Origin of the sequence: Psychrobacter piscatorii, from assembly GCF_043641605.1 — a bacterium.
In the GTDB taxonomy this organism is placed as follows: Bacteria; Pseudomonadota; Gammaproteobacteria; order Pseudomonadales; family Moraxellaceae; genus Psychrobacter; species Psychrobacter piscatorii_C.
The window spans coordinates 416,153-437,415 of record NZ_JBHZRK010000001.1; the positions used below are offsets into that span (position 1 = coordinate 416,153).

The 21,263-nt window shown below is 44.2% G+C and carries 18 protein-coding genes; 13 read left to right on the top strand and 5 right to left on the bottom strand.

Annotated elements, in window-relative coordinates; translation table 11 throughout:
• Positions 1-208 precede the first annotated feature (208 nt).
• Positions 209-2,428 carry an NADP-dependent isocitrate dehydrogenase gene (locus ACHUET_RS01805; RefSeq protein ID WP_394210148.1) on the bottom strand — a complete coding sequence of 740 codons (2,220 nt, stop codon included), beginning with the start codon at positions 2,426-2,428 and terminating at the stop codon, positions 209-211.
• 609 nt (positions 2,429-3,037) lie between these two features.
• Here ACHUET_RS01805 and ACHUET_RS01810 point away from each other — a divergent pair.
• The 7 genes from ACHUET_RS01810 (at position 3,038) to ACHUET_RS01840 (ending at position 10,866) form a co-directional block, all read left to right on the top strand.
• Positions 3,038-4,360 carry a GNAT family N-acetyltransferase gene (locus ACHUET_RS01810; RefSeq protein ID WP_394210150.1) on the top strand — a complete coding sequence of 441 codons (1,323 nt, stop codon included), beginning with the start codon at positions 3,038-3,040 and terminating at the stop codon, positions 4,358-4,360.
• Positions 4,361-4,429: 69 nt separating this feature from the next.
• Positions 4,430-4,969, top strand: coding sequence for a chorismate--pyruvate lyase family protein (locus ACHUET_RS01815; RefSeq protein WP_394210151.1), 540 nt, complete (start codon positions 4,430-4,432; stop codon positions 4,967-4,969).
• 115 nt (positions 4,970-5,084) lie between these two features.
• Positions 5,085-5,552 carry a hypothetical protein gene (locus tag ACHUET_RS01820; protein ID WP_394210153.1) on the top strand — a complete coding sequence of 156 codons (468 nt, stop codon included), beginning with the start codon at positions 5,085-5,087 and terminating at the stop codon, positions 5,550-5,552.
• 520 nt (positions 5,553-6,072) lie between these two features.
• Positions 6,073-7,329, top strand: a complete 1,257-nt coding sequence (gene glyA / locus ACHUET_RS01825; protein WP_394210155.1) for a serine hydroxymethyltransferase — start codon at positions 6,073-6,075, stop codon at positions 7,327-7,329.
• A gap of 91 nt (positions 7,330-7,420) precedes the next feature.
• The gene (locus tag ACHUET_RS01830; RefSeq protein WP_394210157.1) at positions 7,421-8,161 is read left to right on the top strand and encodes a type 1 glutamine amidotransferase; all 741 of its coding nucleotides are present in this window, start codon (positions 7,421-7,423) and stop codon (positions 8,159-8,161) included.
• A gap of 243 nt (positions 8,162-8,404) precedes the next feature.
• A complete protein-coding gene (locus ACHUET_RS01835) occupies positions 8,405-8,863 on the top strand; it encodes a hypothetical protein (protein ID WP_394210159.1) in 459 nt (152 codons plus the stop codon).
• Between the two features lie 449 nt (positions 8,864-9,312).
• Positions 9,313-10,866 carry an alanine/glycine:cation symporter family protein gene (locus ACHUET_RS01840; RefSeq protein WP_201598915.1) on the top strand — a complete coding sequence of 518 codons (1,554 nt, stop codon included), beginning with the start codon at positions 9,313-9,315 and terminating at the stop codon, positions 10,864-10,866.
• Positions 10,867-10,974: 108 nt separating this feature from the next.
• On the opposite strand, the gene gltS is transcribed toward ACHUET_RS01840, so the two are convergent.
• The 4 genes from gltS to ACHUET_RS01860 all read right to left on the bottom strand — a co-directional run bounded on the left by gltS (position 10,975) and on the right by ACHUET_RS01860 (position 14,995).
• Positions 10,975-12,249: a sodium/glutamate symporter gene (gene gltS, locus ACHUET_RS01845; RefSeq protein WP_394210161.1), complete on the bottom strand. Its 1,275-nt coding sequence runs from the start codon at positions 12,247-12,249 to the stop codon at positions 10,975-10,977.
• A gap of 118 nt (positions 12,250-12,367) precedes the next feature.
• Complete coding sequence (locus tag ACHUET_RS01850; protein WP_394210163.1) at positions 12,368-12,802, bottom strand: barstar family protein; 435 nt, start codon at positions 12,800-12,802, stop codon at positions 12,368-12,370.
• 1 nt (position 12,803) lies between these two features.
• On the bottom strand, positions 12,804-13,541 hold the full coding sequence (locus tag ACHUET_RS01855; RefSeq protein ID WP_394210165.1) for a ribonuclease domain-containing protein: 738 nt from the start codon (positions 13,539-13,541) through the stop codon (positions 12,804-12,806).
• Positions 13,542-13,693: 152 nt separating this feature from the next.
• Positions 13,694-14,995: a glutamate-5-semialdehyde dehydrogenase gene (locus tag ACHUET_RS01860; protein WP_394210167.1), complete on the bottom strand. Its 1,302-nt coding sequence runs from the start codon at positions 14,993-14,995 to the stop codon at positions 13,694-13,696.
• Between the two features lie 405 nt (positions 14,996-15,400).
• Here ACHUET_RS01860 and ACHUET_RS01865 point away from each other — a divergent pair, with 405 nt between their 5' ends.
• From ACHUET_RS01865 to ACHUET_RS01890, 6 genes are all read left to right on the top strand, one after another.
• The gene (locus ACHUET_RS01865) at positions 15,401-15,706 is read left to right on the top strand and encodes a hypothetical protein (RefSeq protein WP_201598894.1); all 306 of its coding nucleotides are present in this window, start codon (positions 15,401-15,403) and stop codon (positions 15,704-15,706) included.
• A 380-nt stretch (positions 15,707-16,086) separates the two neighbouring features.
• Positions 16,087-16,884, top strand: a complete 798-nt coding sequence (locus ACHUET_RS01870) for an ABC transporter ATP-binding protein (protein WP_201598892.1) — start codon at positions 16,087-16,089, stop codon at positions 16,882-16,884.
• Between the two features lie 327 nt (positions 16,885-17,211).
• Complete coding sequence (locus ACHUET_RS01875) at positions 17,212-18,012, top strand: transporter substrate-binding domain-containing protein (protein WP_394210169.1); 801 nt, start codon at positions 17,212-17,214, stop codon at positions 18,010-18,012.
• Positions 18,013-18,154: 142 nt separating this feature from the next.
• Entirely contained in the window at positions 18,155-19,060 is a 906-nt protein-coding gene (locus ACHUET_RS01880) for a transporter substrate-binding domain-containing protein (protein ID WP_394210342.1), read from the top strand.
• Positions 19,061-19,126: 66 nt separating this feature from the next.
• Positions 19,127-20,083 carry an ABC transporter substrate-binding protein gene (locus tag ACHUET_RS01885; RefSeq protein WP_394210171.1) on the top strand — a complete coding sequence of 319 codons (957 nt, stop codon included), beginning with the start codon at positions 19,127-19,129 and terminating at the stop codon, positions 20,081-20,083.
• A 440-nt stretch (positions 20,084-20,523) separates the two neighbouring features.
• Positions 20,524-21,258, top strand: coding sequence for an ABC transporter permease (locus tag ACHUET_RS01890; protein WP_201598887.1), 735 nt, complete (start codon positions 20,524-20,526; stop codon positions 21,256-21,258).
• The last annotated feature ends 5 nt before the right edge of the window (positions 21,259-21,263 follow it).

The following is a 21,263-nucleotide window of genomic DNA, read 5'->3' on the forward strand; positions in this document are numbered from 1 at the left end:
TACTGATGTAGGTGGTTTTTTTATGTGTTTGAAATAGATAAATATAGGCAAGTTGTTTATTATCATTTTGAGATAGGCACAAAAAAACACCTCAACGTTCTAAGACGGCTGAGGTGTTTTGTTTACTAAGATCTAAACTTACCTAATCGATCTAGGTATAAAAACCAGAGAGATTAGGCTTAATTTTTTAAGATCAATTACTTATTACTTATAGCGATGCCAAGGTTTCGTTAAACAAAGCGCTTGGGCGCATGGCTTTTTTAGCCAACTCTTCATCAGCGTAGTAGTAGCCTTTGATGTCTACTGGCTTGCCTTGAGCGTCGTTAAGTTCTTTGACAATGGCGTCTTCGTTTTCTTTGAGCTTTTGCGCAAATGGCGTGAACTGTGCTTTTAACTCACTATCTTGATCTTGCGCGGCCAGCTCTTCAGCCCAATACAGCGCTAGATAGAAGTGACTGCCACGGTTGTCGAGCTCACCTGTTTTGCGTGATGGCGACTTGTCATTCAGCAGCAGTTTTTCTGTCGCTGTATCTAGCGTGTCCGCCAAGACTTGAGCTTTAGCATTGCTGTCGTTGCTTGCCAAATGCTCCAAAGAGACATTCAAGGCCAAGAACTCACCAAGTGAATCCCAACGTAGATGGTTTTCTTCGGTTAGCTGCTCAACATGCTTTGGTGCAGAACCGCCAGCACCCGTCTCAAACAAACCGCCGCCTTTCATGAGTGGCACAACCGATAGCATCTTGGCACTCGTACCAAGCTCTAGGATTGGGAACAAGTCAGTGAGGTAATCACGTAAGATGTTACCAGTCGCAGAGATCGTATCAAGACCACGAGCGACACGCTCTAAGGTATAACGCATGGCGCGAACCTGAGACATGATTTCGATATGTAGACCGTCAGTATCATGGTCTTTTAGATACATTTTAACTTTCTTAATGAGCTCGTTCTCATGTGGACGGTATGGGTCGAGCCAAAAGATAACAGGCGTATTTGATTCACGTGCGCGGCGTACGGCAAGTTTCACCCAATCTTGGATAGGCTCATCTTTAACCTGACACATGCGCCAGATATCGCCTTTTTCAACACGCTTTTCGAGCAACACTTCATCGGTATCCACATCGACGATACGAGCAATACCAGCATCACTCGATTCAAAAGTCTTATCGTGTGAGCCGTACTCTTCTGCTTTTTGTGCCATTAGGCCAACGTTTGGTACTGTGCCCATTGTTTTTGGGTCAAAGTTACCATGCCATTTGCAGAAGTTGATCATTTCTTGGTAAATACGAGCAAAGGTAGACTCTGGCATGACCGCTTTACAGTCATACATTTTGCCATCAGCGCCCCACATTTTACCACCTGAACGGATCATCGCTGGCATAGAGGCATCAACGATGACATCGCTTGGTGAATGGAAGTTGGTGATACCTTTGGCAGAATCAACCATTGCCAGACGTGGGCGATGCTCTTGACAAGCATGTAGATCGCGCTCGATCTCTTCGCGCGTTGAGGTTGGTAGCGTTTCAATCTTGTCGTATAGGTCTGCCATACCGTTGTTGACATTGATGCCGAGCTCATCAAAGAGTTCACCATGTTTTTCAAACGCTTCTTTGTAGTAAATGCGAACCGCATGGCCAAATACGATAGGGTGTGAGACCTTCATCATCGTGGCTTTTACGTGCAATGAGAACAAGATACCAGCTTCGCGGCAATCTTCCATTTCTTGCTCATAAAACTCGAGCAAGGCTTGTTTGCTCATGACCATCAGGTCGATGACTTCTTTATCCAGCAACGCAATTTTAGGTTTTAGTACTTTTTGGGTGCCATCGTCAAGTAGCAAGTCCATACGTACGGTACGAGCTTTATCTAACGTCATAGATTGCTCGCCATCATAGAAGTCGCCGCCATGCATGTGTGATACGTGCGTGCTTGACCATTGCTTCCATTCACCCATTGAGTGTGGATGTTTGCGAGCGTAGTTTTTGACGGCTTTTGGTGCACGGCGGTCTGAGTTACCTTCACGTAGTACTGGGTTGACGGCACTGCCTAAGCTCTTACCATAGCGCTTACGTAGCTCTTTTTCTTCGTCCGTCTGTGGATCTTCTGGGAAGTTAGGAATGGCGTAGCCTTTACCTTGTAGCTCTTTGATAGCGGCTTTTAACTGCTGGACAGAGGCACTGATATTTGGCAGTTTGATGATGTTGGTGTTTGGGTCTTGAGTCAGGCGACCAAGCTCCGCTAGGTTGTCAGGAACACGTTGCTCTTCGGTCAAGTATTCAGGGAATTCAGCTAATATACGTGCTGCAACAGAGATGTCACTGGTTTCAACTTCGACACCTGCGGTTTTAGTGAATGCTTCTACGATAGGTAAAAAAGATAGTGTCGCAAGCGCTGGGGCTTCGTCAGTTTTTGTATAAATAATTTTTGACATTTTATTTAGTTCTTCCTTTAGTTGTCGTTAATAATAATGCTCAAATATAGTGTTGAATATGAGTCAATGATACTATGCAATGCTCAATGATATCGTTCGAACAAGTACGTCGTATGTAGCTGCTTAGCAATATTTAAGTTAGAGATATTCAAGTTTGATAAAACATTTTCTTTTACTGATGTTCACTACAAGGGCATTCTCAGATGGCACGTTGACTGCCCCGTAAAACTGCCAGAAAGCAAGTCGCTGACGGTATATTATAATAAATCCACTATAAATTCGAGAGGATGTCAATCACGTACCATGAACTAAGTATACTGTTTTCGCTCATATCTTAGGATTTCAAATTATACTAAGCTGATAACGACCTTATTCTAACAGTCATCTGTTGCGATATCATCTTTTCGATACAACGACTATGTTTCATCGGTTTCTGTCATGCTCTAGATATCCAAACAAGCATAATCCTAAAAACCACCAATGTCACTATTGGTGGTTTTTTATTGTGACTCAAAAAACTTTGCAAATTGTGACAGCAAAATAGCAAAAATTTGCTAGGCTAGGTCATCAATAGATAGATTATCTATACACAATATAGTGACGGTAAATATGAGTTTAGAGTATGCGCTGATTAATGATACCAGTTGGCAGAGCCAGACCGATTGGCAAACGCCAGACACACCTTTTATGTCATTTGCTTTTTGGCAAGCGCTTGCCGATACGGGCGCGATTGGAGAGCAGGCAGGGTGGCTACCGATATTTATTTTGGTACATCGTGTCGACGATGAGGCTGAGGATGCCGCACTGCAACCAGTCGCGGTGCTGCCAGTATTTATAAAAGGCCATCATCGCGGTGAGTTTGTGTTCGATCATTCATGGGCAGAGGCGTATGCGCGCTACGGGCTCGACTACTATCCAAGATTGGTCACCAGCGTGCCATATACACCGATTACCGGTCAGCGTCTTTGGTTGGCAAAAGACGAGCGCTTAAGTGAGGATATTTTCAAAACAGCCATTGCGGGTATCGATGATATTGCTCAGCAAGTCGGCGCTTCAAGTTGGCATGGACTATTTGTCACTCCTAATCTAGCCTCTATTGCTACCACCTCTATGCCGACCGAAATTGATATAGAGCGGGCGATAGCAGCGCAAGAGAGCGGCGTAGAGTCCGCGCCGATTGAGATGCCGATATTTGAGCGTCAAGGCTGTCAGTTCTTATGGCAAAACAAAGACCTGCTCAATAGCAGCCAACCATTTGCGAATTTTGATACGTTTTTGATGACGTTAAAAGCTAAAAAGCGCAAAACCATTCGTGCGGAGCGTCGTAAAGTGGCTGAGCAAGGTATCAGTTGCCAGCGAAAAATCGGCGATGCTATCAGCGATGCAGACTGGAAGGCTTTTTACCATTGCTATGTGATGACCTATGCGGTGCGCGGACAGCAACCTTATCTGAGGATAGACTTTTTTATGGCATTGGCAGCGAGTATGTCTGAGCACATTATGCTCGCGCAAGCATTCGATGCCAGTGGTGAGATTATCGCCAGTAGCCTATTCTTATATGACACACCTAATAGTGGTAGTGTTGATAATGATGTTGATAATAGTGCGACTTTGTACGGTCGATACTGGGGTGCGCTTGGTGAGTATGACAGTTTGCATTTTGAGCTGTGCTATTATCAAGGCATTGAGTTTTCCATCGAGCAAGGCCTAGCGTCCTTTGATCCAGGTACGCAAGGGGAGCATAAGTTGGTTCGTGGTTTTATCCCAACGACGACGCACTCGCTTCACCGCATTTATGATCCGCGTTTTGTCCCTGCGATTGGCGATTTCTGTGCTAGAGATCGGATGCATATGGCACAATATCGCAAGCAAGCTCATGAGGCACTACCATTTAATGCAGACAATATGCCAGCCTTTGATACGCTTCATTGATATACACCATTAATGTCCACTATTAATAATAGCCTGCAACCATTTATTTTTTCTGATTAGCCGTTAACTATGTCCAGTAACTCTCTTACTCCTACCACATCTCTACCTCCTGCTGAATTAGTATCATGGCTCAATGCCGAAGGTTCGCTCACAGCCATGCTAGAAGAGAAGGCAGGGCAGCCATTACGAGTAGAGCGTAGCTTTGAGGGCTATCGGCTGTTGACGCTGCAACAAAAGCGACAATTGGGTCTACAAGGCTCAGCGCTAAATCATCCACTGCTGGCGTGGATACGTGAAGTACAGCTATACGGCAATGACGAGCAACCATGGGTCGGTGCGCAAAGCATCTTTCCGCTATCAAGCCTAAAAGGTAACGCGCGACGCTTGCAGCAGCTAAAAGGTACGCCCATCGGTTATGTCTTATTTAAACGTCGCCGCACACTGCCAAACCAGCGATTTATGCGACAGACGAGCGAGGGCTGGCAGAGGCAAACGCGCTATGACTGGTATGGTCGCTCATTGCTTATCAGCGAAACCTTTTTGCCTGCGTTTTTATCCAGTGGTGCTGATAAGAGCGATATAACTGCGGACGCTATAAATAAAGCTTAGTATATAAAAACACAGTTATTTATTCATAAATTAACAGTTGTCTGGTAATTTGAGAATATGGTATAAATACAATTTGGTAACATTACTATACTTTTCTTAACATCAGGAACTTTCTATGAGCGTCAAAAACCCATTGCTATCCATGTTTGTAAAATCTGCAGTTTTGCTAACGGCTAGTACCGCTATGTTTGGTTTGTCTATCAATGCAAATGCTGGTTTTTTGGATAGTATTTATGAGGCACAAAGTACCATTAGCTCAATCGGTAGAACGGCCGATAGTATTAGGGGTAGTAAACAGTCTGTGTCTGACTTAAGTGAAGATATGGGTTTTACAGACTTAGTCAATCAAAATAACCAGAGCAATCAAACCAACAAAGAAAAGCCAATTTCTGGCTCTATATTATCTGGCAAATTACAAAGCACTAAGCTTTACTCGCAGGCCAATAAATCTTCTAGCCCTATCGCTATCTTATCTCAGCAGGACATCATGATATATATGGGCACTGAGCAAAATGGCTACTACCATGTGGAGAGTGACAAAGGAGAAGGTTGGGTATCAAAACCATTGGTCAGTATTCAATAGTTCATTATCCTTGTGTTATTAGCATCATGTTTTAATAAAACCTATGTATATATAAATTAGTGTGTCGTGCAAAAAACAGACCTCCCAAAATGGCTGTTTTTCAAATTATAAATAACTGTCTGTGATTTAATTCTATATAAAATCATACGTTATTTATCTGTGTTATATCGCTATTTAATTTGCTCATCTTAAGGTGGGCTTTTTTGCGCTCATCGCACAAATTTTCATGTTACACTTACGCTTTCGCGATGATATCGATGCAAATGTATATCGATTTTATTGACGGATCGGTCAAGTTAATGGCAAGCCAATTGCCTGTGTTTATTCTTATTTCAATTTTTGCTAATAGACTCAATTCACAATAATGGTCATACCATAAAACAGCTTGCAGAAAAACAGCGTGCAGAGGTATCCACCATACTTCAAGCGACGTTGACGCAGTGGTCGTTTGGTTGTGAGCAGGCTATCAGCTTCTTTCCAATGAAATTTTTCAATGACAGTCACTACTTAGGACATTACTATGTTTAAAGATATTTCTATCAAAGAGTTTGATCCCGTACTTGCTGAAGCGATGGCCGCAGAAAGCGTTCGTCAAGAAAATCACATCGAGTTGATTGCCTCTGAAAACTACTGCTCACAAGCAGTGATGGAAGCGCAAGGCACTGACCTGACCAACAAATATGCTGAAGGCTATCCTGGTAAGCGTTATTACGGTGGTTGTGAGCACGTAGATGTCATTGAACAATTGGCCATTGACCGTGCAAAAGAGCTGTTCGGAGCTGAGTACGTTAACGTCCAGCCACATTCAGGCAGCCAAGCAAACTCTGCTGTATTTTTGGCATTGCTAGAAGCCAATGACACCGTACTTGGCATGAGCCTAGACGCAGGTGGTCACTTGACGCATGGCGCGCACATCAACTTCTCAGGCCTAAACTACAATGCCGTACAGTATGGATTGGTAGATGGCACTGGTTTGATTGACTATGATCAAGTAGAGAGCTTGGCACGTGAGCACAAGCCAAAAATGATCATCGCAGGTTTCTCAGCCTATTCACAAGTCGTCGATTGGCAGCGTTTCCGTGACATCGCCGATGAAGTAGGCGCGTATCTACTAGTAGATATGGCACACGTTGCTGGTCTTGTTGCAGGCGGCGTCTATCCAAGCCCAATACCTTTTGCTGATGTAGCTACCACCACCACGCACAAAACCCTACGTGGCCCGCGTTCAGGTATGATCTTGTCGCGTGATGAGAAACTTGCTAAAAAGCTAAACTCTGCCGTATTCCCAGGTAACCAAGGTGGCCCGTTGATGCACGTCATCGCGGCAAAAGCGGTTTGCTTTAAAGAAGCGCTAGAAGATAACTTTAAAACCTATCAGCAGCAAGTCGTGAAAAACGCACAAGCAATGGCAAAAGTCATCCAAGAGCGCGGCTATGAAATCATCTCTGGTGGTACTGAAAACCATCTCATGCTGATCAGCCTAGTGAAGCAAGAAATGACCGGTAAAGAAGCGGATAAATGGCTTGGTGATGCACACATCACTGTGAACAAAAACGCCGTGCCAAACGATCCAAAATCACCGTTCGTAACCTCTGGTATTCGTATCGGCACACCAGCTATTACTACTCGTGGCTTCAACGAAGCGCAAGCGGCCGACTTGGCAGGTTGGATCTGTGACGTGCTAGACAGCCGCGGTGATGAAGCGGTTGCAGCTGAAGTACGCGGTAAAGTAGAAGCAATCTGCAAAAAGCTACCAGTGTACGAAAAAAACCAGTAAGTATTAACTGACTCTATTTGAGAGTTGTATAACAAAAAACCGCTTAGCGTTTGCTAGGCGGTTTTTATTTTTTTAATAAAAGGATAATTTGATGGTGCTACGAATTCATGCTCTTTACCATGTTGGTTTTGAAGAGCTCAGCCATATCAAGCAGTGGGCAGATAATCGAGGCCATCGTATTACGGTCACACGTTTTTATAAAAATGAGCCATTACCTGCGCAAGACAGTTTTGATTGGTTAGTCGTGATGGGCGGGCCAATGAGCATTCACGATGAAAGTGACTTTCAGTGGTTAGCTGATGAAAAATCTTTCATTCAGCAAAGTATTAATGACGGAAAAACCGTGATTGGTGTTTGCTTGGGTGCACAACTGATTGCAGATAGCTTGGGGGCAAAAGTTGCGCCATCGGGCATAAAAGAGGTTGGCTGGCTGCCTATTCAACTGACTGAACAGGGGCTTGCGCATCCGCTGTTAGCAGATTTGCCAAAGAATGAATTCACTGTATTTCATTGGCATGGCGATGGTTTTGAGTGCCCCAAAGGCGCGACGCCCATTGCAACGTCACATACTTGGGCCAATCAAGGGTTTATTTATCAAACACCAAAGCATAAAGCATTAGGTACGTGGGTGCTTGGTTGGCAATGTCATTTTGAAGTGACCAATAAGAGTATGGTAGATATGGTGTCGCATGGACAGACGTATATACAAGAAGCGATGATTGCTCATCCTGACTCTGTGCAAGTGGCTGATGAGATCCTAACGCTAGGGGACACGTATATGGCAGATAACAATGCATGGCTCTCGACCATGCTAGATAAACTGGCTAGATAAAATGGCCAAATAATTCAATGTCATGCGGTTAAGAATCTGTAGCAGGTGAAAATCTAGTACAAATAAAAGCGCTAAAATGACAGAGGAGCAAAACAGTCAAGATTGTGGGTTTTACTTACATAATACTCGCTATTGATTACTTAACCTGCGGCCTATCTTTTATACAATCTCATTGAACTGAAGAAAGAACCATTTAGCTGCTGCTAGGTGGTTTTTATTTTAACAACAGATAAGGAGAATACGATGCCTATTTCTACATCTATGTCATTTTGTTTTTGTAGCGTTCGTGAGGAAAATTTAGCAAGTATGCTCAATGGTGGTATTACACTAGATGAGCTAAGAGAAAATCGCGACAACCAGTATTTGGATGTTAGAGAGGCATTTTTTGAACACTATACGGAAGAACTAATTGAGCTGTTGGGAGAGGGACATTACGCCTTGTGCGATCTGTTATTTTTGGCAGACAACAGCACGCCTCTGCATGAGCAGCATGATGGATTATTATATGATGTGGCAGTCGTGCCGAAGATTGCCGAAGCATTTGCTGCGACAGACTCAAAAAAATTGGTACATGATATCGGTCACCACGAAGCAGAGAGCCAAGCAGGTTTGAATACGTTTCTTGAGAATTTAAATCACGTTCACGAGTTATTTAAGTTTGCAGAAGAGAACAAGCTCAATGTGATTGGGTTTACGCTTTAATCATTAGATGTTGTGAATTAAAAAGCGTTCAGCATCTAATAGCTGATATAGCACTGAGCATGTCTGAATAGATACGCATGTGATAAAAACCGCTTAGCACTGGCTAGGCGGTTTTTTGCGTTATGACTGTTAAATCATCTTAGAAGGTGTCTATGTCCTTTGTCTATATTCCAAGCGCTTTCTCTACACTCTAAGATAATGACGATATACATTGATAGCTGTTATAAGAGTGATTGGGTTTGACTGTTAGCCTTAAAAGATAATTTGACTTTTGACTAACGAAAGCTTATAAATGTTTTGTTTATTATTTGTTATTGTTATATAGTCAGTGTTAACAATTTATTACTAAGAAGAGTACAAATTGTTAATAAACAATTGCTTGTTTAGTATTGATTTTAATAAAATTTTTGAAAATTCACCTAGAAGTGATTTTTATGACAAGGATGTCTATGAAAAAGCAATCGTTAATCGCTATGGCGCTACTATTCAGCGCCACTCTCTCGCAAGCAGCTGAATCAGGTCTAGAGGCTGAGCAGTCAGCTCTAGCCGCATTTGGTGCAGGTCTCGACAGTTTTATGTCCAGTGCATTTGGATGGTTCGTCGATCTTATCTTCTTTTCAGTGCCACTCGGCGAGACAAGCTTTCCGCTTATTGCGGGTTGGTTATTAGTTGCAGCACTCATATTTACGGCCTACTTTGGTCTTATTCAATTTCGTCAAATAGGGTTGTCTCTGGATATTGTTAGAGGCAAATATACCGATCCTAATCCCGCCGTTAAAGAAGAAGGTGAGGTTAGTCACTTTCAGGCGTTAGCCACTGCTTTATCAGGTACGGTTGGTCTGGGTAATATTGCAGGTGTGGGTGCAGCACTTGCTATTGGTGGACCTGGTGCTACCTTTTGGATGATTATCGTTGGTCTGTTTGGTATGGCCTCCAAGTTTGTAGAGTGTACGTTAGGTGTCAAATACCGTACGATACTACCCTCTGGTGTGGTCTCAGGTGGACCTATGTACTACCTAAGCCGCGGTATGGCTGAACGTGGTATGGGTGGATTAGGTAAGGTCTTAGCCGTTGGTTTTGCACTCATGTGTATATTGGCGGCTTTTGGCGCTGGTAACATGTTCCAGGGTAACCAAGCCTTTGCGGTCATGAGCTCTACTTTTAGCATTCCTGCTGATTACAGTTTATTCTTCGGTATTGGCTTAGCTGTTTTAGTCGGTTCAGTCATTCTTGGCGGTATGCCTCGCATCGCAACCGTTACTGAAAAAGTCGTGCCTTTTATGGCTTTGTTGTATATCACCATGAGTGTGATCGTACTGGTTGCCAACTTTAATCATATCGGCGCGGCATTTGGAGAGATCTTCACGGGTGCTTTCACGGGTGCTGGCGTAGCTGGTGGGTTTATTGGGGCGTTAATCCAAGGCTTGAAACGTGCGACCTTCTCTAACGAAGCAGGTATTGGTTCGGCCGCTATTGCCCACTCAGCGGTAAAAACGAATGAGCCTGCTACTGAAGGTCTAGTCGCTTTATTAGAGCCATTTATCGATACCGTTATCATTTGTACTATGACAGCGCTGGTTATTACGATATCTGGTGTGAATACCGTAGCAAACTTACAAACGCAAGCGCTCACTGGTGTGGATCTAACCCGTGCGGCCTTTATGGAAACGGCACCAATCTTCCAGTACTTCTTAGCCGTCGCTGTGGTATTGTTCGCCTTTTCAACCATGATTTCATGGTCATACTATGGTCTAAAAGCTTGGACGTATCTTTTCGGTGAAGGTAAAGTTGGCGAAGTAATATATAAACTTATCTTTCTTATCTTCGTCATTATCGGTACCATCATACAGTTCAGCTTTGTTATCGACTTCTCAGATGCAGCCATCTTTGCGATGTCTATCTTTAACATCATCGGTCTATACTTCTTAATGCCAGTGGTGAAAAAAGAAGTCAATTCCTTTATCGCTCGTGTGAAAAGTGGTGAAATTAAAAAGTATAAATAATAGGTTTGATTGAACACGCTGTTATCACACAAAAAAACCGCTTAGCATTTGCTAGGCGGTTTTTTTGTTTTTTCATTGAATCAAGCTTTACCCTATGACAGCAGCAGCTTACATAAACGGCAACTTGGTAAATATCTGCAATACCGTCGCATTGACGATATCGACAAAGAACGCACCAACCATTGGCACGATTAAGAACGCTTTTGGCGAGGGTAGATAGCGATCAGTGACTGCCTGCATATTAGCAATCGCTGTTGGGGTTGCACCCATACCAAAACCGCAATGACCTGCTGACAGTACCGCCGCATCATAGTCTTTACCCATGACTTTAAAGGTAATAAGGTAGACGTAGATAATCATGATGATGGTCTGTACGATCAATATGACCAATACAGGGCCTGCCAAATCCGTCAATTGCCATAGCTTCAATGACAGCAATGCCATTGCCAAAAATAGACTCAAAGATGCATTACCAAGTACGTCAATCGAGCGATCAAACATCTCAAAATTAAACACCATCGTTAACACATTGCGAATAATGACGCCGCCTGCCAGTGCCCAGACGAACGTCGGCAACTCAAACCACGTGCCCTCAGCCACGAGCGTCATTCCATCAGCAAAAGCCAACGCCCCTGCAAATAGCGCCAACGTCTCGATAGTAGATGATGCCGTGATAAAGCGCATACTATCGGGTCTCTCAAAGATGTCTTTATTGCTACCTGCAGTCTCCTCATCGTGTTTGGTGCTATATAGTGACTGAGCGCTTGCAACTTTTTCAATATCACTAGGATTTGGATCGGCTGGCGTCGGTTTTAGACCCAGTCGGTTAATTAAGCGACGTGCCACAGGACCACCAACGATACCACCTGCGACCAAACCATAAGTCGCAACAGCGATACCAAGCGTCGTCGCACCGACTACACCGTAGTCTTGTTCTAACGTAATACCCCAAGCACCTGCCGTACCATGACCACCCGTCAGAGCGATAGAGCCTGTCACAAGACCGAGCAGCGGATCAAGCCCCAGCGCACTTGCCATGGCTACGCCAACGACATCTTGTAAGACAATAAATACGGACACCACGATCGTAAAAATCAATAACGGTGTACCACCCGCTTTTAGGCGACTAAAATCAGCACTGAGACCGATAGAAGCAAAAAACATCAGCATGGTGGCGGTTTGCAATCCTTGATGAAAGTTGAAGCTATATCCCCAAACCATATTGAGAACATAGACAGCAACCGCTGCGACCAAACCACCAGCAACGGGTTCTGGAATATTAAAGTCTTCTAAAAATTTAATCCTTTTGACCAAAAAACGCCCCAGTAGTAGCACCAAGGTCGCGAGTATCAGTGTGTAATAACCGTTTAAGGTAATCTCCATAGGTTAATCCTTTATATAAAATAAATTAACCTGAATTCGGGATAAATATGGCTTTATCTCGAATTCAGGTTTCTGTGATGACGAATGATGATCGGTGACTAATTTTTTAACAACGAAACTAGACTTCATCCTCAGATGGCACAATAATCCACAATTGTGGCTTGCCAAAATCTCTAAAAGCATCCTCAATGATGCTTTTAAAGACATTGAAGTCTTCGGTGTTTATCCTTTTTACCACCGTCAAATCAAGCGTTAGATGCACCACCTCGCTATCTGTCAAACAGTCCCATGCGCTGTCCCAGTTGTGCGAAAAATAACTGGGAAAATCACAGGTGCGGGCCAGACTCGTCAGTAGCGTGGTTTTATCGAGGGTGTCACCCACGGGTATGGTAACAGCCGTAGGAGGAATATCCGCCACTAGTGCTGTACCGTTTTGGTTAATGTGGTCTTGATTAATATAGTGGATGGCTTGGCTTATACTTTTCTGATTCATAGCTTGTTGATCCATGGCTTTTTGAGCTATAGCTTCTTGATTCATATTTGCTTGTTTCATACTAGGGCACCTGCAGTCTTTGAAAACTATCATAATGATCGACGGTTAGGTAATAGACGGTGGGCGGATAACCGCCTGTGACGATACGCCTTGCGCCGCGATGGGAGACGCCAGGGGTGGGAACGGTGTATTCGCGGTAGTAGCCTTGCGATTGTGCTGGCAGTCTACCTTCACGATTGTAAAACGTCGTGCCGTCCTTATTGGGATAAGGATACGGCCCACCTTGTTGAATCAGCGCAATCGTTTTATCGATCTGTGCATCGCCCGTAATGCTAGTGGTCGCTGTGTCAGTCGTGGCGACTTGACTGGTATTGTCAGACGTATACTGAGATAACGTCGAGCTAAAATCGCCAAAGAAGTAGATAGCGACAGCGATAATGGCGATGAGGCTAAATAGGGTAGAACCTAGGCTTCTTTTATTTGAAGTATTAGTTTGACGGCTGCGGTTTGAGTTGCGACTACTGTGGTGAGTATTTCGTCTGGCATTATTAGGTACATATTTAGATGTGTCTGACGCAGTGTCTTGTTCAAGGCTCAATGAAGATGAGGTGACTTCGGTGGCGCGTAATTGGTTTTTGTCATTGCGTTTGCTATTAAAATAGACGCTTTGTCCAACACTGATAGGCTGAGACAATCGCACTTTACTCACGTGAAAAAACACATCCTCATCTTGATCATCGACATCGATAAAGCCATAGCCTTTTTCTTGATTCCAGTGTTTAATCTTGCCACTTTGCATGATTGCGCCGCTCCTTATTATGTAGACGTATGTGATTAGAATACTTGTTATTCAAATGCCTATGATTAAAATATCTATTATCCAAATGAAAAAACGCCAGCAAAATTGCTGACGTTTCTGATTACTCTTTACGATAGTCGATACGTACCAAATTAAGCACGAGTTTCGCCATGACCGTAGACGATCCATTTTTGCGAAGTCAAACCTTCGAGTCCGACAGGGCCGCGCGCATGGATTTTGTCCGTTGAAATACCAATCTCCGCACCAAGCCCATATTCAAAGCCATCAGCAAAACGGCTAGAGGCGTTAATCATCACGCTCGCTGAGTCCACTTCGCGGATGAAGCGTTGTGACTTGGTATAGTTGTCCGTAATAATAACATCGGTATGATGGCTACCGTGGGTATTGATATGTTCAATCGCTTCATCGATACCATCGACGACTTTGATCGCAAGGATAGGTGCTAGATATTCAGTATCCCAGTCTTCGTCAGTCGCGGCAGATAAATGACCGTTTAGAGTAATCACATCGGCTAAGATGCTTTGGGCGTTATCGTCCACACGTAGCTGCATCGCGTCATCGGCTTCAATGATGGCGGTGGCAATCTTGGGCAGCAAGTCTTTAGCGATAGGCGCATCGACCAGTAGTGTCTCCATCGTATTACAAGTACCGTAGCGATGCGTTTTAGCATTGACACTGACTTTGATCGCAATCTCAGGATCTGCATCGCTATCGATAAAGGTATGACAGTTGCCATCTAGATGCTTAATAACAGGGACTTTGGCATCGTTGCTGATACGTGCAATCAGACCTTTGCCGCCACGTGGCACGATAACATCGACATATTCAGTCATGGTGATCAGTTCACCAACGGCGGCGCGATCGGTCGTTTGCAGTACCTGCACGCTGTGCTCAGAGAGATCCGTCTGACTGAGGCCTTTTATGATGCATTTGGCAATGGCTTGATTGGACTCAAACGCTTCAGAACCACCGCGTAGGATAATGGCATTACCTGATTTAAGTGCTAGTGAAGCAGCTTCTAAAGTGACATTAGGACGTGATTCATAAATCATACCAACGACGCCCAATGGGACACGCATTTTGCCCAAATGAATACCCGATGGCTGATAAGTCATATCAGTCACTTCACCGATTGGGTCAGGGAGGCCAGCCACGTCTTTAAGACCTTGGAGCATACCGTTAAATCGTGCGTCGTTTAACTCCAAGCGATCAAGGAGCGCGCTATCGAGGTCATTTTTGTGACCATTATCCATATCGATTTTATTGGCTGCCAAAATGTCTTGTTTGGCATTGACTAGCTCATCATGAATGGCCATGAGTGCTGAGTTTTTGTCGCCTGTATTGGCTGCCGCGAGTGCGCGTGACGCCGCTCTTGCTTGCTTGCCAACAGACTGCATGTAGGTAGTAATATCCGTCGTATTTGCTTGACTCATAAATTATTCTCCTTATGTGGTATCAGTTTTATATAAATAAAAGCGCCTAAAAAGGCGAAAATTTAGTAAAAAAAGAGGTTTTGAATGCCTATTTAAATAGCGATAGGTCATTATGCTATTTAACATAGAGGAGATTGCAGCGATAGTAAAGATGATTTTGTGAACAGAATCTGCTTTACAAAACGCTGATGAGGCTTTATCTCATACAGTCTCATAGAATTTATCCTAAGTTTCTTGATGGCTATCTGTTATCAATCGCACACTCTATCTTTACGTGTCTTTAACAGAACTGTGCTGTAAATACTAAGGTAGCCGTAGCACATCATCAGTATAGTAGGCATTAACAAAACAGCGTTGTCAGTAGATAATGCTGAATCACGAAATAATAAGTAATGGAGAGTGGACATGGCGACTAAAAGCAGTACATACAAAAACTGGATGACGGTTGGTTTGGTTGCAGGCGTGCTTGCGCTCAGTGCGTGTAGTAAAGACGAGACACCGATGGAGACACAAGCGGACACGACTGTCGATGCCCAGACCAGCGTTGAAGAGAATGCAACCGCGACTGCGAGCAGCTCTGACGATATCGCTGTTGCTAGCGCCGATGACGGCATGGCTGTCAGTACAGGGGATGATGTGGCAGTGGCAACCGCTGATGATGCAGAAGTGCTGGATGGTACGGAAGATTCAGAGCATGTATCGACGTACTAAGTTTTATGGCGCGCCAAACGCTATGATAGTGTGTTGGTCAATATAGCGTTATCAGATAAAACAACGCCCGGTACGCGAAAGTGATAAAATAAAGCCCAGAGCGATAAATGCAGTCTGGGCTTTTTTGGGTCAACTGTTTGTAGCATAGCTATTATTGATGAGTAGCGACTAGTATCGACTAACTGACTGGTTAAACACAAGATTTGCCTTTTTGCTGTGGAATAAGAGACAATATGGCATTTTTTCTTTGCCTACTCAGGCATAGCACTATCACGATAATGCTATAGATGCTGATACTATATAGCTCTTATTTATAATATACAGCTCTTATTTATTTTTATTCGTGTTTTCACTCATATTTATTGGAAGTCTGCTGAACCATGCTTGATACTGCAAAAAACCCGACTCGGCCTATCGCCTTAGACTTACAAGACATCCATAAAAGCTATGGCTCATTAGAAGTACTCAAAGGGGTATCTCTCACTGCCTATGATGGTGATGTTATCTCTATTTTGGGCTCATCGGGCTCAGGTAAATCAACCTTGCTGCGCTGCATTAATTTGCTTGAAAACCCAAATCAAGGTCGTATCCTGATCGGCAATGAAGAGCTCATGCTAAAACCTGCCAAGTCAGGCGAATTGCAAGCCGCAGATGTTAAGCAGCTAGAAAGCCTGCGCGCTCGCGTGGGGTTTGTTTTTCAGAATTTTAATTTGTGGCCACATAAGACGATTTTACAAAATATCATTGAAGGGCCAACGCAGGTTCTCAAGATCAAAAAAGCCCAAGCGATTAGCGATGCCGAAAAACTGCTAGACAAAGTAGGGCTACTCGATAAAAAAGACGCTTATCCAGCGAACTTGTCTGGTGGTCAGCGTCAGCGCGTGGCCATTGCTCGCGCGCTTGCCATGCAGCCGCAAGTGCTTTTGTTTGATGAGCCAACCTCGGCGCTAGACCCTGAGCTGGTCAACGAAGTACTGGCTGTGATGCGAGAGCTGGCAGAAGAAGGGCGTACCATGCTTATCGTCACCCATGAGATGCGCTTTGCCCGTGAAGTATCAAGCAAAGTAGTCTTCTTGCACCAAGGGGTGGTTGAAGAGATCGGCACACCTGAGCAAGTCTTTGACAATCCTACCTCTGAGCGTGTCAAAGATTTTATGGCCTCGCATCGTCCGCACTAATCCTGTCCAAGCTATAGATTAGATGGTGTTAGAGCGCTACCGGCTCTACCGCCATTGAATCCCATCAAATATAAAAATCACTATACCGTAACTATTGTTTATCCTTTATTACTCGATAGTCACTGCAAGTATGCAAAACGTTTGTTTTTGATTTTTTACTCAGGTATTATCAAAAGGTTTATAGTCGGTCGATTTTAACGGCTGTCCATTATTCTGCTATCTATATTGCTTGTCTGTCAGGGACGTCAGAGAACAAAGTATCAGAACCCGAAGTCAAAAAATCCTGTCAAAAATTTATGTCAACACCCATCAGAATTTAAGGAACGTATGATGTCGAATTCTCGCCTACTATGGTCATCAATGACCGTCACTGCAGCATTGATGCTGAGTGCTTGTAGTCAACCTGCCAATGAAACTACTGATGCCAACGCTGACGCACCTGCCGCAGAAACGACTGGCAAAACCATCCGCATTGCAACCGAAGGCGCTTACCCTCCGTTTAACTATACCAATGCTGATGGTAGCTTGGCTGGTTTTGACATCGATGTTGCCAATGCTTTGTGTGACCAGATGCAAGCCAAGTGTGAAATCGTTGCTCAGGATTGGGACGGTATTATCCCAGGTCTATTGGCACAAAAATATGATGCCGTTATCGCAGGTATGTCTATCACGGCTGAGCGTCAAGAAAAAGTTGATTTCAGCGAACCGTATTTTGCCAATACGATGGTATGGCTTACCAACACTGATGGTAGCTTTGATCCAATGGCGATCCAAAACGTCACGCTTGGTGGACAGCGCTCTACCACGCCAGGCGCTTATCTACAGGATAACTACGAAGGCAAAGATGGCAATACCGTTCAGCTATATGACAACTACGACAATGCCTACTTGGATCTAAAGTCTGGTCGTAGCGATGCAGTATTGGCCGAAAAAGTCTCTGCCAAATCATGGCTCGCTGACAATAAAGAAGGCTTCGGTATCGTTGGTGATGAGATTGATAACGATGACAATATTGCTATTGCCGTGCGTAAAGGTGATGGACTCAAAGCGGAGTTTGATAAAGCATTGAGCGAAATCCGTAGCAACGGTGATCTTGCCCGTCTTGAGCAGCAAAACTTTGGTCAATAATGGCTCACTGAAGCGTTAGGTTTAACAAAAGCGAGGCTTATCAATATCAATAAAGCACGGCTCTGTTAAGCCTAAATCAGTAAGTAGTGGTTAACGATATGGCTGGTAAATACATTAAGGAATAATAGGTATGACAATTTCAATGACATCACTAATGACCTCATCAATGAGCAAAAAAGCCTTGTGGCTGGCACCGCTCAGCGCAGCGATGCTAATGCTGGCAGGTTGTAACAACAGCTCAGCACCAGCAGAAAATGCTGAAGCCGATACCGCAACTGAAGCACCTATGAACATCAAAATCGCGACAGAATCAAGCTACAAGCCATTTAGTTATACCGATGCTGATGGCAAACTGATCGGCTATGAGATTGAGCTAGTTGACGCATTATGCGCACAAATGAAAGCTGAGTGTGAAGTCATCTCACAAGATTGGGATGGTCTAATTCCGGGGCTAAATGCACAGAAATTTGATGCAGCCATCGCGGGTATGTCTATCACGCCTGAACGTAAAGAAGTGGTCGATTTCAGTGACCCTTACTTCCATAGTGGTATCATCCTCATTGGTAAAAAAGGTGATGATCTGAGTGTCGATTCGCTAAAAGGTCAGCCAATCGCTTCACAGCGCTCTACCGTGGCCTCACAGTATCTACAAGACGAGCACGCGGATGCTGATATCAAGCTATATGATACTCAAGACAATGCATATCTAGATCTAACCTCAGGTCGTGTGCGCGGCATGATGTCTGATAAAGTCACTGGCACTGATTGGCTAAAAACAGAAGCGGGTAGCGGCTACGAGATCAAAGGTCAAGAAATCAGCAGCGACGACGATGCAATGGGTATTGCATTCCGTAAAGGCGATCCATTGGTTGCCAAATTCAATGCGGCATTGGCTGAGCTAAAAGACAACGGCACTTATGATCAAATCACTGGCAGTTACTTTGGTACCAGCTCGACCGCTGCGGCACAAAAAGCAGTCGTGACTGATGGCGTCGATGAAGTCATAGTCGTTGAAGAAGACGCACCAGCTGAAGCAGCAACGAACTAAGACGACATCTTCTGCATAGACCGTTATTCAAAAGTGTTGTTTACCCAAGAAAACCCAAGGATGATCATGAGCAATCACTGTGTTCCAGCCCGTGCTACGACTGGCAAATCTATTATTAACGCTATGACGACCAGTCGTCTATCTGTGCCATTACTTACGCTAGCGACCATTTTTGCCGTCGCTGGCTGTAGCAATAGCCAAGAGGGTGCGGCCGATACCAATTCTGATGCGACCGAGGCAACAGCAGCAAAGGATGACGTACTGCGTATCGGTACGGAAGGGGCGTATGCGCCTTTTAACTATACCAATGCCGATGGGACACTGGGTGGGTTTGACGTTGAGATAGCTAATGCCATCTGTGCCGATATGCAGGTGACTTGTGAGATTATGGCGCAAGATTGGGACGGTATTATTCCTGGTCTAAAAGCCGGTAAGTATGATGCGATTGTCGCGGCGATGTCCGTGACTCCGGAGCGTGCAGAGCAGGTTAGCTTCACTGATCCATACTTTAGCAATACCTTGGTTTTTTTGGCCAAAAAAGACAGCAGTTTTGACCCTAGTAATCAAAGCGATATCGATGCTCATTCGATTGCCGCACAGCGTTCGACCATCTCATCACAGTGGTTCGAAGACAAGTATCCAAAAGCCGACATGAAGCTTTATGATACGTTGAGCAATGCATTTTTGGATCTAGGATCAAACCGCGTCGATGCGATGATCTCTGATAAATTGCCTGCGATAGAGTGGCTGAGCTCTCCTGCTGGTAGCAAATATGCACTAAAAGGTGAAGAGATTGATATCAATGATAACTTTGCGATAGCAGTACGCCCAGGCGATCCGCTACAAGCAAAGATCAATCAATCTTTAGCCAATATTAAAGCCAATGGTACTTACGATAAAATCAATCAAAAGTACTTTGCGGTGCCAGTATCTGCAACGAGTACAGTTGATGAGGACGCAAATACAGGCGAAGAGACAGATGCAGATATTAGCGAGCAACCAGCGACGAAAAACGCTAGTTAATAGCTAACAGTAGTTAAAGATAGCAGTCAAAAATATTGTTTTGATTAATAAAAGGATATTGCCATCATGGTGATGTCCTTTTTTATTATTCCATAAACGTATCGTACGGTCATGGCGTAGTGATCATTATTCGCTTTACTCAAATTTAGTCAGTTCGTTTCAAGCGTATTTGCCTAAGTGTCTGTTTAAGTACGGCTTAGACACAGCTTTTACGCTTCAGGATTAACATCACGGCGAGCGAATATGATAAAATCAGCGCTCATTTCTACTGTGTCAATTATCGCAGCGCCAACCGTATTCTTTTGACGTCATTTTTTGGCGCCGACCATCCTTATTGATTTGGTATAAAATACGGTACATAGCCGCGTTCAGCTATTGATGCTGATTCTTTTAACTCATATTTTGCAAATTGCTAATATAAAGAGACTGAGTGGATAATCGTGTTTGACTTACAAGGATTTGGCGCGCTTTTATTAAGCGGCGCTACCGTCACTATACAGCTTGCCATGACCAGTTTAATTATTGGTCTGGCCTTAGGCTTGCTTGGCGCAACCGCAAAGATGTCCAATATCTGGTTGCTGCGTAAGCTTGCGACTGTCTATACTGCGACGATGCGCGGTATTCCTGAGCTGTTATTGGTGCTATTCATTTATTATGGTGGCTCTATCTTATTGATGAGCATCCTCAAAAAGTTCGGCTACAACGACTATGTCGAGATTAGCGCTTTTTGGGGCGGTGTCATGGCGCTGTCTATCGCTTTTGGGGCGTATGCGACTGAGATTTTTCGCATGTCGATTCAAGAGATTCCGATAGGGCAACGAGAAGCGTCGCAAGCGATTGGTATGCGTCCTTTTCAGACCTTTTATCGCATAACCTTGCCGCAAGTATGGCAGATTGCACTACCTGGTCTGGGTAATTTGTTTTTGGTATTGCTCAAAGATACCGCGCTGGTGTCGGTCGTGGGTCTCAAGGACATCATGTATCAGTCGTCGCGTGCGGCGCAGTCAACACAGCAGCCGTTTACCTTTTATATGGCAGCAGCGATTATTTATTTGGGTCTGACCATGTTGATTACTGGCTTTATGATGTGGCTTGAATGGCGCGCCAATCCAGCGGCACGCTATGCCAAAAAGATAAGCCGTCAATCGACTCACCGTCAATCGACCATAGGATAGAGGAG

Bases quoted from the DNA above. Each gene is read 5' to 3' on its own strand.
- ACHUET_RS01805 (WP_394210148.1), bottom strand. From the start codon at position 2,428: ATGTCAAAAATTATTTATACAAAAACTGACGAAGCCCCAGCGCTTGCG.
- ACHUET_RS01810 (WP_394210150.1), top strand. From the start codon at position 3,038: ATGAGTTTAGAGTATGCGCTGATTAATGATACCAGTTGGCAGAGCCAG.
- ACHUET_RS01815 (WP_394210151.1), top strand. From the start codon at position 4,430: ATGTCCAGTAACTCTCTTACTCCTACCACATCTCTACCTCCTGCTGAA.
- ACHUET_RS01820 (WP_394210153.1), top strand. From the start codon at position 5,085: ATGAGCGTCAAAAACCCATTGCTATCCATGTTTGTAAAATCTGCAGTT.
- glyA (WP_394210155.1), top strand. From the start codon at position 6,073: ATGTTTAAAGATATTTCTATCAAAGAGTTTGATCCCGTACTTGCTGAA.
- ACHUET_RS01830 (WP_394210157.1), top strand. From the start codon at position 7,421: ATGGTGCTACGAATTCATGCTCTTTACCATGTTGGTTTTGAAGAGCTC.
- ACHUET_RS01835 (WP_394210159.1), top strand. From the start codon at position 8,405: ATGCCTATTTCTACATCTATGTCATTTTGTTTTTGTAGCGTTCGTGAG.
- ACHUET_RS01840 (WP_201598915.1), top strand. From the start codon at position 9,313: ATGAAAAAGCAATCGTTAATCGCTATGGCGCTACTATTCAGCGCCACT.
- gltS (WP_394210161.1), bottom strand. From the start codon at position 12,249: ATGGAGATTACCTTAAACGGTTATTACACACTGATACTCGCGACCTTG.
- ACHUET_RS01850 (WP_394210163.1), bottom strand. From the start codon at position 12,802: ATGAAACAAGCAAATATGAATCAAGAAGCTATAGCTCAAAAAGCCATG.
- ACHUET_RS01855 (WP_394210165.1), bottom strand. From the start codon at position 13,541: ATGCAAAGTGGCAAGATTAAACACTGGAATCAAGAAAAAGGCTATGGC.
- ACHUET_RS01860 (WP_394210167.1), bottom strand. From the start codon at position 14,995: ATGAGTCAAGCAAATACGACGGATATTACTACCTACATGCAGTCTGTT.
- ACHUET_RS01865 (WP_201598894.1), top strand. From the start codon at position 15,401: ATGGCGACTAAAAGCAGTACATACAAAAACTGGATGACGGTTGGTTTG.
- ACHUET_RS01870 (WP_201598892.1), top strand. From the start codon at position 16,087: ATGCTTGATACTGCAAAAAACCCGACTCGGCCTATCGCCTTAGACTTA.
- ACHUET_RS01875 (WP_394210169.1), top strand. From the start codon at position 17,212: ATGATGTCGAATTCTCGCCTACTATGGTCATCAATGACCGTCACTGCA.
- ACHUET_RS01880 (WP_394210342.1), top strand. From the start codon at position 18,155: ATGACATCACTAATGACCTCATCAATGAGCAAAAAAGCCTTGTGGCTG.
- ACHUET_RS01885 (WP_394210171.1), top strand. From the start codon at position 19,127: ATGAGCAATCACTGTGTTCCAGCCCGTGCTACGACTGGCAAATCTATT.